An 11,186-nucleotide genomic window follows, 5' to 3' on the forward strand; every position below is an offset into this window, starting at 1 on the left:
AAAAAAACTCACCTTTATTTCAGAGAATCATTTAAAATTGTGCCGTTTTTAAAATCAACTAGAGAGCCATCCATGAATTTTCAGCGCATGACTGACCTTGATTTAGCAGGTAAACGTGTTCTTATTCGTGAAGACTTAAACGTTCCTGTAAAAAATGGGGAAATTACCAGCGATGCACGTTTACGTGCTGCATTACCAACAATCAAAGCTGCGTTAGATAAAGGCGCTGCGGTAATGGTATTTTCTCATCTTGGTCGTCCTGTAGAGGGTGAGCCAAAGCCAGAGCAATCACTTGCACCAGTTGCAGCTTATTTAAGCACTGCTTTGGGTCAGGATGTTAAATTATTTACTGATTATTTAGATGGCGTTGAGGTTGAAGCGGGTCAAGTGGTATTACTTGAAAATGTACGTTTCAATCATGGCGAAAAGAAAAACAAAGAAGAGCTTGCACAAAAATATGCAGCACTTTGTGATGTATTCGTTATGGATGCATTTGGTACTGCTCATCGTGCAGAAGCGTCAACAGAAGGCGTAGCACGTTTTGCAAAAGTTGCTGCTGCTGGTCCGTTATTAGCCGCTGAATTAGATGCGCTAGGTCGAGCAATGCAAACACCTGAAAAACCAATGGTAGCAATTGTTGCAGGTTCTAAAGTATCAACAAAACTTGATGTATTAAATTCACTTTCTACTATTTGTGATCAATTGATTGTGGGTGGTGGTATTGCTAATACATTCCTTGCTGCTGCTGGTTTCAATGTTGGTAAATCTCTCTATGAAGCTGATTTAATTGACACTGCAAAACAAATTGCTGCAAAAGTAAGTGTTCCATTACCAACTGATGTCGTTGTTGCTGATGCAACTCAAATCGACTTCAGTGACTTCTTGGGTTCTTTAGCAAATGCTCAAGCAGTTGTTAAGAAAGTAGAAGATGTTGCAGATACTGACATGATTTTAGATGTTGGTCCTGAAACTGCACAAGCTTTTGCAGAAATCTTAAAAACATCAAAAACGATTCTTTGGAATGGTCCAGTAGGCGTATTTGAAGTTGATCAATTTGGTGAAGGAACCAAGACGCTTTCATTGGCAATTGCTGAATCTGCTGGTTTTTCAATTGCAGGTGGTGGTGATACATTAGCAGCTATTGATAAATATGAAGTAGCTGATCAAATCGGTTATATCTCAACGGGTGGTGGTGCATTCTTAGAATTTGTAGAAGGCAAAACATTACCTGCGGTGGCTGTTTTACTTGAGCGTGCTTAAGTAAGGTTTAGCTTCCGTTATATAACAATTGATTTAAAAAAGAGTCGATATCAATCGGCTCTTTTTATTGTGTCATTAAAATGTCATATATTTGCAATATGATTGTCATCAACTTAACCAAGTAACTGTGGAAAGCCGTGATGAAAATGAAATTAACCCTTGCCGCTTTAATTATTGCTCCAATCATGTTGACTGCATGTGGAAAGAAAGAAGAAGCAAAAAATGTTGAACAGCAAGAACAAGTAGCTTCAGAAGTATCAGCACCGACTACTCCAGAGCAACAAGCTGCGATCAACGCAATTGATAAGCCAGAATTACAAGATAAGAAAAATGCTGAAGCAGTAAGCCCAGCTTCAGAAGAGGCTGCGAGCGAAGCTCACTAAGCTGAATGTAATAAAAAAGCCGATATTAATATCGGCTTTTTTATATTTATGAATTGGCTTTGCAATAGAAAGTAAGCGTTGTTTGATAGTCATCATCTTTGGCTAATGAAGCATTTTTACCTGTAATCGTTCCAAGTACACCCGCAGCAGCTTCAACCAATTTGCCTGTTTGTTCATCGACTACACCTTTTAAAACGCCTTGATATGCAGTTTTCTCATCAACCACTACTGGTGATGTATTTCGGGTACAAGTTTTTTGAGCGGCACTAATGGCATTATTTTTAGCGATCAAATTGGTTTTACCAATTCCCGTCACTTCATATTGATTATTTTCTTTTTGGATCGCTAAGGTGTTGGTTGGTGTAGATGCACATGCGGTGAGCCCGAGTACCAAGCCACCTAATAAACTCATGATTAACGTTTTTTTCATTGCTTGTTCTCAAGTAGTTACCTAATTGGATTATTTGAACATATTATTTTTAATTGCTTTTGCAGGTTATGTACAGTTTGTAGTGACGCTCTGTTAAATTTCTCAAATTGATGATTAAGCAAGGATTAAACGTGGTGGAAATTGGCTAGATTATGCTAATCTAAACAAATCCTTGTGTTAGTTAGATTCATGTCAATGACGGACTCAAATATAGAGACAATTCATCAAAATATTCATCAACGTCAATCTATTGGTCAGCTTGTTGAACCAGCGCCAAATTTACAACAACTCGAAAAAGCAGTACAAGCTGCATTGACTGCACCTGATCATCATCGTTTAAAACCAACACGTTTTGTGATTGTAACACCTGAGCAACGAGCGGCTTTTGGTGAGTTTTTAGCAAATGCTTTAGCTGATATGGGCGAAAATGACCCTGCACAATTAGAAAGAGTGAAGCATCATCCATTTCGCGCGCCTTTACTTGTTTTAGCCTTAACTACGATCCAAGATCACCCAAAGGTTCCGCACTTCGAACAAATTTTAAGTACGGGTGCCGCTGTTCAAAACTTCTTACTCTCATTACAAGCACAAGGTTTTGCGAGTATGTGGCGTTCTGGTGCAGTTGTAGAATCCAATTGGCTTAAGCAACAATTTGGCTTAAAAGAGCAAGATTTGATTTCGGGTATTATTTATATTGGAACAGCTGCTAAAACGATTGCACCTCGTGCAGAAATAGAGAGTCAAGATTTTTTAAAAGTATGGCAACAAGTTTAATCTTATTGATGAATGATTAAAGAAAGAAATTGGTTTCAGGAAAAAAAATGACAGAGTTAAAATTTAGTGATTTAGTTGAGCCTGTGGCAGTAGATCAAAAAACAGCATTAAGAATTACTGTATTAGGTGGTGGAAGTTTTGGTACAGCAATGGCAAATTTAGCTGTACGCAATGGTTGCGATACCATGATTTGGATTCGAGATGCGGCTGTAGCAGAAGAAATTAATCAAACACATATTAATAAACGTTATTTACCTGATTATCCATTAGAGCCAGCTTTGCGCGCTGTTGCTGATTTAGAATTAGCAGTAAGAGATCGAGATATTATTTTGGTCGCAATTCCGAGTCACTCATTTCGTGATGTTTTAAAACAAATTGCGCCGTTTATTACAGCCCAAGCAGTAGTTTCATTAACCAAAGGAATTGAAGCAAAAACCTTTAGTTTCATGAGTGAGATTATTCGTGCAGAATTACCAGAAGTTCCTTACGGCGTTTTATCAGGTCCAAATCTAGCAAAAGAAATTATGGCAGGTATGCCATCAGGAACAGTGATTGCAAGTGAATCGGAATTGGTACGTTATGCGGTACAACATGCTTTGCATAGTGCGTTATTCCGTGTGTTTGGTAGCGATGACGTACACGGTGTAGAACTGGGTGGAGCATTAAAAAATATTTATGCAGTTGCGATGGGTATGGGTGCTGCTTATAACATCGGTGAAAATACCAAAAGCATGATTTTAACCCGTGCTTTGGCGGAAATGAGTCGTTTTGCAGTCAAGCAGGGTGCAAATCCTTTAACTTTTTTAGGGCTTTCTGGTGTAGGTGATTTATTTGCAACTTGTAATAGTCCATTAAGTCGTAACTATCAAATTGGTTTTGCACTCGGTTCGGGTAAAACACTTGATCAAGCAACTAAAGAGTTAGGTCAAACAGCTGAAGGGATTAATACCATTGTCCAAGTACGTGCTAAAGCACAAGAACTGGATGTTTACATGCCGATTACCAATGCTTTATATGAAGTTATTTTTGAAAATGCGCCACCAATGACGATCGCTTTATCATTGATGAAAAATGGTCATCGTAGTGATGTAGAATTTGTTTTACCACATCATGAAGTTTAATCAGAAAACTGTCATCAATCATTGTTAATATATAGGTATAAATAATAAGGTCGTTTTATGCAGTTAACTTTAGTACGTCACGGTGAAGCATCTCCAGCAATTAACGGTAATGATACGCAACGCCCATTAACAGTGCGTGGACATCAACAAGCAGAGCAAACAGGACATTTTTTAAAAGATGTCATTCAGCCTGAAATTTTTATTGTTAGTCCGCTATTACGTGCCCAAGAAACTTTGGCACACATCAAGGCTCATTTTCACGGTATTCCTGTTTTAATTTGCGATAAAATTAAACCTGATGATGATGCTAAAGATGCAATTGAATGGTTATCTAAATTACCCTATGAATCCATTGCTGTGGTCTGTCATATGAATGTAGTTGCACATATCGCAGAGCAATTGACCCATGAGAATTTTAATCCGTTTGCATTAGCAGAAGCACGTATTTATGATCAAGCTGTGATTGCCAATGGTTTATCAACACAAAAGAATCGTTTTATACCAACACTATAATTTATATATCCGCGATAGGATAAGGGTACTGAACACCGATGCTGTATATATGGATGCCCGAAACCAATGGAACATGGTATTGGTCGGCAGGGGAAAATTGGTTACAGGCAAATAGTCTTGAGCAGTTGATTCAGGACTTACAAGCGCATAATGGAAAAGAGGCGATGGTCTATTTTCCAAGTCGTAATGCGCAAATCTTGCAGCAACCTATGACAAAAATGCACTACAAGCAGTTAGGGCAAGAAGGGCTTAAATACTTATTAGAAGAATATGTGACTTTGCCAATCGATCAAATGAAGGTGGTTCATCATTTTCAAAATGATCAGCTTAATGTGATGGGCGTGGCTCATTCCACAGTTGAGACATGGCAACACGCACTTAGTCTTTTGCCAATTCAAATTGCAGCGTTTTTACCTGATTTTCTAATATTGCCAACACCAGAAGAAAACCAAGTTGTGATTGCAAACCTGTATGATCACTTATTGGTAAGAGAATCGGAATGGTCTGGTAATTCAGTGGATGACTTGGGATTATTCCTCGAGTTTCAAACACCTGAAACGAACTATAAGCTGGCAAATCTTAATTCAACTGAATTAGCAACTGTTATGGCTGCTTCAAGCCAAGATCAATACACTGAATTTAGTTACCAATTTCAGCCCTTGGCAAAGGCAAAACAGCATCCATTTAATGTTTTGCCAAAATCCAAGAATGCAGAAGTTCAGTGGTCAGGTTATTGGAAAGCTTCAGCATTGGTTTTGGTTGCCGTTATTTTTGTTCAATTAGGTTATGATGCTTTGCGTTGGTCTAAACTAAAAAAAGTGGCTGATCAGACATCGGCTCAGGCGATAGATCAATATAAATTCTGGTTTGGTGAAAATAGTCGCGTTACTGAGCAAAACATTAAAAGTCAGTTTGAAAGTCAATTACGTATGAGTCAGCTAGGTGATACACAAGCACTTTCGTTGTTGAGTAGAGTAGGACCGATTTTAATGCAGAAACAGATCATTGCTCAGCAAGTCAATTATGATGCTTCGACTTTAGCAATGTCATTAAAAGCTAAATCCGCAGATGACTTACAAGGATTAACTCAACAATTAAACCAACAAGGTTTCCAAGCTGAATTGGGTAACGTTCAAGCAGATTCGATTGGTGCGATTGGGGTGGTAAAAGTAAAATAATGAAAGCATTAACAGGTCTACAAAATAGTTTCGATCAAAAAATTGAAACCTTAAATCAATATTTACAGAGCTTATCTGTACGTGAACGCGTGATGGTAATTTTCACAACAGTTTTTTTAGTTGTTGTGATTATTGGTTTTGCATTATGGAAAATGCATGCTTTGGCCGAGCAACAGCAAAAACGTTTAAATGAATTAAAAGATTTAACGGTTTGGATGCAAAGTAATGCAGCAACAATGAAACCTGCAAATGATCTGGAGCTATCAGCAGCAGATAAAATTCAACGTACGGCACAACAACAAGGCTTATCAGTTTCTTCACAGCAAAATGGTGAGCAAATTCAAATTGTCGCTGAACATCAAAATTATGCTGTTCTTGCAAACTTTTTAATGCAACTCTCTCAAATGGGGTTAAGCATCCAAAAAATGGACATGGTTTCAAATAACAATCAAATCAAGTTAACTGCGACCGTGCAATAAATATAAAGGAGCTTGTAGCTCCTTTATATTTATAGATTCATCATGATTAACTCTGAATAACTCTAATGATGGTTTGACCACGCTTGGACTGAACATCCATGACAGAATGAATTTTCTCAAGACGAATTTTCATGCTACGTAAACCAATATTGACATTTGCACTATTCACTTCATCGACATTAAAGCCGATCCCATCATCTTCAATCTCTAAAATAATTTGTTTAAGGTCAGAAAAATACAAACGAACAATGACTTTCTTGGCGTAGCTATGTTTGATGACATTGGTAAGTGCTTCTTCTGTAATCCGCAATAATGTCAAACATTCCAATGCACTAGGTTGTGAATGCCAAACTTCTGCAAAATCCCAAACAGATTGAATACTTAACTCATTGAAAATTTGACTAAATCTATGTCTAACAGGCGCTCCCCATAAAATAGGTGTTTTCGGAACTTCACCTGAGACACTTGATCCACTGTCGATGACTTCTCTGAGATCATCACGTAGCAGTTTCAGAATAGATAAGAACTGTTGGTTATCAAAATTTTCTTTACTTTGGCTAATCACACCAATAGAACGAACTAAAGAACTGCCTAAAATATCATGTAAATCATGAGAAAATTGTAGTCGCTCCTGACGTCTCATTCTTTCTAATTCTGTTTGATGAATGTTTAAAATATCTTTGACATTACTGATAATTAATAATGTTGAAAAAATCAGCAGCCCAAATAAAAAGCACAATTGTATTTGAAACCAATCATGATCTGTGTGCACTGTTTGAAAAATAATTTTCTGATCGATGAGAGGGACTATAAAAATTAAACCTGATGATAGAAAAATAATTTTGATCACTTTGTCTATCATACTATAGCTATTTACAGCGAAGATTTTTGGAAATTTTAAGCCAACAATGCACGCCGAAAAAAGGAAAGAAATAAGCAAAGTAAGTTCTAATTTTGAATTTAGATAAGCGAAATAAAATAATATAGGAATAAAAATACTAACCAGAATAAAACTGAATTTGAAAGAAAAAGATTGATTGAACTTATATAAAACTGCTTGAGCAAATGAGAAAAATACACCTAAATAAATTAAGCTGAAAAAGAAATACCAATGAGGTGTTTTTTGAACAGGGGCTAAATGCAGAATTAATAAACTAGATCCTGTCATCATTAGGAAAATTGATAACCAAGAAATAGAAGGAGGTAAATATTTTTTTAAAGTTGTGGTTAGTAAAATAGCACCAAATGCTATGATGAAAATAGGAATAAATAGGTTAAATGAATTTTGAATAATCGACATTTATTTATAATTTCTTTCCCAATTTTCAGAATAAACCCAATGAATATGCAATTTTTATTGCTTTAGAACGACTATCTACCGCAAGCTTACTATATATATTGCGTAAATGAGCTTCTACGGTATAACGCGATAATCCTAATTCATTTGCTATATCTTGATTGTTAAATCCTTGAGTAACGTAATCTAGAATTTCTAATTCTCTTGCAGATAAATTTTCTGGTGAGTTTTTAATCTTTTGTGGCTTTTTGACCATATTTGTTAAAATAATCTGAGCAAGAAAAGGGTCGATTGGTATGCCGCCTTTTAAGATTTGCTTAATAGACATGAGGACTTCAAAATCATCTCGCTCTTTTAATAAATAACCAGTTGCACCTGCTTGAATCGCTTTAAAAATAGCCTCTCTTGTACTCCATGCAGATATAACTAAAATTGGAACAGTGGGATTCTTTTGGCGTAAAGTTCTGATTAGTTTAGTGCCATTACCATCGGGTAGGCCCAAATCGACTAGAGCAAAAGCAATTTTTTTTGCTTTTACTGAGGCTATTGATTGGTCCAGTGTATTAGAAAAGATTAAATCTTCATTATTGTAATTAAGATCTATTAATAGTTTTTTTAATCTATTTTGAATAATGCTGTCATCTTCGACAATCAATACCGGTTTAGGTAAGTCGAATGAAAATAGAGGGCTGTCAAAATGTGCTTCTTTTTCTATCGTTTGTTCGATCATCATAATTATCAAGTAGTGAAGCTTTTTTAATTATAAACATGCTTTCTATATTTTCTATATTTTTTTAATAATAATTCATTTATTTATTTTAAATTAATACTTGTTTTAATTTTTAATAATAATAAACGATAACTTATTAATTATCATTATTATTAATCTATATTTTTTAATATCTGATTTTTATACTATAATTCACCTAAAAATTACTTTAATTTTAACTTTTAAAAATATTCTGTAACTTATGCTTTACGTTGTATTCCTCAAATAATTATCTCAGTACAATGAATCTAGTTTGAATTAACATATCTAGATTCATTGTGATAAAAATACAATTATTGTCGTGAAGGATAAATGCCTTCCAAGCTAATGATGTAATACAAGCCTAAATATGGGTTTGTTATATTAATTGGTTGTCCAGAACCTGTATTAGAAGTGGTTTGCAAAGGTATGGTCACTTGAGCACTACCTTGTATTGCTTTCATGTTGACTGGTTGGGCTACATTTTGAGCGAAAGTATCAAGTGTTCCACCTGTGGTTGTATCATTCGCATTTGCCCAGATAGCATCTGTTGGACTTGATGTATTACCACCAGCAGAACTTGCTTGAGGAGTAAACGTTACTGCTGCAGAGACAGTTTGAGCTGCAATCACATGGTTATGAGGTGGTAAGTTATTCGCTAATATGGTCGTACTATTATTACCAGCCGCCTGACCAAGCTGTGCATTAGTATTTACGCCTAGCGCAAATCGATTTACTAAATTCGGTAATGCAAATGTTCTCACACCATCACCACCATAGGTTGTACCTAATAAACTGAATAATGCTTGGTATTGTGCGATCGAAAGTAATTGTCCATTACAAATAGCCCAGCCGCGAGGGACAAAGTTGTACGGAACAAGAATAATTTCACCAACAAATGGATCTGCGCTCATATAATTTTTTCCTTTTAGTTTTCAGAAGTGTTGTTAGTCATTGTTGTGTAAGTCATTAAAATTGATCTTGAGTTAGGCGCATACCCCCAAAACATCGTATTTTTCTTGGATTGCTTTGAATTTTCGATTTATCGATTTGCGATAACTATAAATAGTTTCAATTGTTAGATTGAGCTGTACGGCAATATCTGAACTACATAGATCTTGGGTCAATAGCTGAACGATGCTGCGTTCTCTAGAGGTAAGATTGTTTAGGAATTCTGAATAATAGGGGCAAAATTGAATTAAGCAGGCGCGGTGATGGATTTTTAATTTCTGGTAAATATTTTCTTGATGGGTTGTGACAGTACGTTCACTGATGTGTAGTTTGATGGATATTTCTTTAACGCGATAATTGTATACCAACATTTAAAAAAATTTGACGTTCGCGCTTGCTTAGTCTTTCTAAGATACTCATGTTTAATCCTTGTTTTTAATGATAAAAAATATTTAATTTTTTCTTGTTTTGTTTTCACGTTATTAAATGTGAGTTGAAGATGATTTACATCATTGAAATTTGTTATTCCAAACAGTTTTTTTTATCGATATTTTTTTATTTTTCTACCAAATTTCAATGATTCTTTATTACTAAAAATACTCTCTAATTTATGTGTTTATATTCACAAAAAGAAGGGAATAGTATGAATCTTATCTTTAAAAAAATTTGGAATAAATCTCTAGGGTGCTGTGTCGTTGTATCAGAAAATACCAAAAATTCAGGTAAGGGGAGTCAGGTCACTGGAAGCGTGCAACAACCATCAAAAATAGCCAGTAACATCCAGTTATTTAAGTTAAAACCATTGGTTGTGGCTACAGGTCTATCTTTAATCAGTTTGGTTTCACAACAAGTGTTTGCTGAGCAAGTGATTACATGTGGCGCACAAGGCTCTAACAATAATCCGAGTATTGCGACTGCTGCATTGAATAATACGATTATTTCACAACAATACTGGGGAACACTTTATTGTTTAAATCAACCTTCAGGTACATTGGTTTCCGATAATAAACTGTTGAATGATGATTTAAATGTAACAATTAGCACTGATACTTTAAAAGTTGGAGCAGGCGGAATTACCTCTAAGGGAGCATTAGGGAATGATCCTGGAAATGGTTCAATTTCCTTCAATAATAATAAGATCACCAACCTATCAAACGGTATATCTACAAATGATGCAGTTAATTTTGGCCAACTAAATTCGTTGGCCAATGTTTTTGGTGGTGGTGCAGGTTTTAGCGGAGGCGTATTTACTGGCCCAACTTATGTCATACAAGGGTCAAATTATACAAATATAGGAAGTGCTTTTACTGCTGTAAATACTAAATTAACGAGTTTACAAAGCCAAATTGATGGTTTACCAACAGGCGGTGGAGCTGATGGTAAAAGTGCTTATGAACTTGCAGTTGTAGGTGGATATGTTGGTACACAAACGCAGTGGCTAGCCTCTTTAAAAGGTGACAAAGGCGACAAGGGCGATAAAGGTGATGTCGGTGCTACAGGCGCGACTGGTGCAACAGGAGCTACGGGTGCTCAAGGCGACAAGGGCGATAAAGGTGATATCGGCGCTACGGGTGCGACTGGTGCAACAGGAGCTACGGGTGCTCAAGGTGACAAGGGCGATAAAGGTGATATCGGTGCTACGGGTGCAACTGGAGCTACGGGTGCTCAAGGTGACAAGGGCGATAAAGGTGATGTAGGTGCTACGGGTGCAACTGGAGCCACAGGCGCTCAAGGTGACAAGGGCGATAAAGGTGACGTAGGTGCTACGGGCGCAACTGGTGCAACAGGAGCCACAGGCGCTCAAGGTGACAAGGGCGATAAAGGTGATGTAGGTGCTACGGGCGCGACTGGTGCAACAGGAGCTACCGGTGCTCAAGGTGACAAGGGCGATAAAGGTGATATCGGTGCTACAGGTGCAACTGGAGCAAAAGGCGACAAAGGTGATATCGGTGCAACTGGAGCCACAGGCGCTCAAGGTGACAAGGGCGATAAAGGTGATGTAGGTGCTACGGGTGCAACTGGAGCCACAGGCGCTCAAGGTGACAAGGGCGA

At 36.8% G+C, this 11,186-nt stretch carries 13 protein-coding genes; 8 read left to right on the top strand and 5 right to left on the bottom strand.

Features of this window, described 5'->3' with window-relative positions; translation table 11 throughout:
- The first annotated feature begins 72 nt into the window (after window positions 1–72).
- Together IEV17_RS06245 and IEV17_RS06250 are read left to right on the top strand one after the other, a co-directional pair.
- Window positions 73–1,260 (top strand): phosphoglycerate kinase, encoded by a 1,188-nt coding sequence (locus tag IEV17_RS06245; protein ID WP_004661505.1) that lies wholly within the window; start codon window positions 73–75, stop codon window positions 1,258–1,260.
- Window positions 1,261–1,400: 140 nt separating this feature from the next.
- A complete protein-coding gene (locus tag IEV17_RS06250; RefSeq protein ID WP_004661506.1) occupies window positions 1,401–1,643 on the top strand; it encodes a hypothetical protein in 243 nt (80 codons plus the stop codon).
- 46 nt (window positions 1,644–1,689) lie between these two features.
- Here IEV17_RS06250 and IEV17_RS06255 read toward each other — a convergent pair whose 3' ends face one another.
- Window positions 1,690–2,073 (bottom strand): hypothetical protein, encoded by a 384-nt coding sequence (locus tag IEV17_RS06255; protein WP_004661508.1) that lies wholly within the window; start codon window positions 2,071–2,073, stop codon window positions 1,690–1,692.
- 195 nt (window positions 2,074–2,268) lie between these two features.
- Between IEV17_RS06255 and IEV17_RS06260 the strand changes: the two genes are divergently transcribed.
- The 5 genes from IEV17_RS06260 to IEV17_RS06280 are packed head-to-tail and all read left to right on the top strand — an operon-like array spanning window position 2,269 to window position 6,138.
- On the top strand, window positions 2,269–2,847 hold the full coding sequence (locus IEV17_RS06260) for a nitroreductase family protein (RefSeq protein ID WP_034601240.1): 579 nt from the start codon (window positions 2,269–2,271) through the stop codon (window positions 2,845–2,847).
- Window positions 2,848–2,894: 47 nt separating this feature from the next.
- Window positions 2,895–3,968, top strand: a complete 1,074-nt coding sequence (locus IEV17_RS06265) for an NAD(P)H-dependent glycerol-3-phosphate dehydrogenase (protein ID WP_004661512.1) — start codon at window positions 2,895–2,897, stop codon at window positions 3,966–3,968.
- 57 nt (window positions 3,969–4,025) lie between these two features.
- On the top strand, window positions 4,026–4,481 hold the full coding sequence (gene sixA, locus IEV17_RS06270; RefSeq protein WP_004661514.1) for a phosphohistidine phosphatase SixA: 456 nt from the start codon (window positions 4,026–4,028) through the stop codon (window positions 4,479–4,481).
- 38 nt (window positions 4,482–4,519) lie between these two features.
- Entirely contained in the window at window positions 4,520–5,659 is a 1,140-nt protein-coding gene (gene gspL, locus IEV17_RS06275) for a type II secretion system protein GspL (RefSeq protein WP_004661516.1), read from the top strand.
- Entirely contained in the window at window positions 5,659–6,138 is a 480-nt protein-coding gene (locus tag IEV17_RS06280) for a type II secretion system protein M (protein ID WP_004661518.1), read from the top strand. The genes gspL and IEV17_RS06280 overlap by 1 nt, the downstream gene beginning before the upstream one ends.
- Before the next feature lie 46 nt (window positions 6,139–6,184).
- On the opposite strand, the gene IEV17_RS17140 is transcribed toward IEV17_RS06280, so the two are convergent.
- The 4 genes from IEV17_RS17140 to IEV17_RS06300 all read right to left on the bottom strand — a co-directional run bounded on the left by IEV17_RS17140 (window position 6,185) and on the right by IEV17_RS06300 (window position 9,505).
- Window positions 6,185–6,781: a sensor histidine kinase gene (locus tag IEV17_RS17140; protein ID WP_227505844.1), complete on the bottom strand. Its 597-nt coding sequence runs from the start codon at window positions 6,779–6,781 to the stop codon at window positions 6,185–6,187.
- 682 nt (window positions 6,782–7,463) lie between these two features.
- On the bottom strand, window positions 7,464–8,165 hold the full coding sequence (locus IEV17_RS06290; protein ID WP_034601242.1) for a response regulator: 702 nt from the start codon (window positions 8,163–8,165) through the stop codon (window positions 7,464–7,466).
- Window positions 8,166–8,497: 332 nt separating this feature from the next.
- Window positions 8,498–9,097, bottom strand: coding sequence for a phage tail protein (locus IEV17_RS06295; protein WP_004661524.1), 600 nt, complete (start codon window positions 9,095–9,097; stop codon window positions 8,498–8,500).
- A gap of 72 nt (window positions 9,098–9,169) precedes the next feature.
- A complete protein-coding gene (locus IEV17_RS06300; RefSeq protein WP_081399781.1) occupies window positions 9,170–9,505 on the bottom strand; it encodes a helix-turn-helix transcriptional regulator in 336 nt (111 codons plus the stop codon).
- A 272-nt stretch (window positions 9,506–9,777) separates the two neighbouring features.
- Between IEV17_RS06300 and IEV17_RS06305 the strand changes: the two genes are divergently transcribed.
- A partial coding sequence (locus IEV17_RS06305) for an ESPR domain-containing protein (protein WP_227554453.1) occupies window positions 9,778–11,186 on the top strand: 1,409 nt, incomplete at its 3' end.

The sequence above is a fragment of the Acinetobacter modestus genome, from assembly GCF_014636095.1.
GTDB lineage: Bacteria > Pseudomonadota > Gammaproteobacteria > Pseudomonadales > Moraxellaceae > Acinetobacter > Acinetobacter modestus.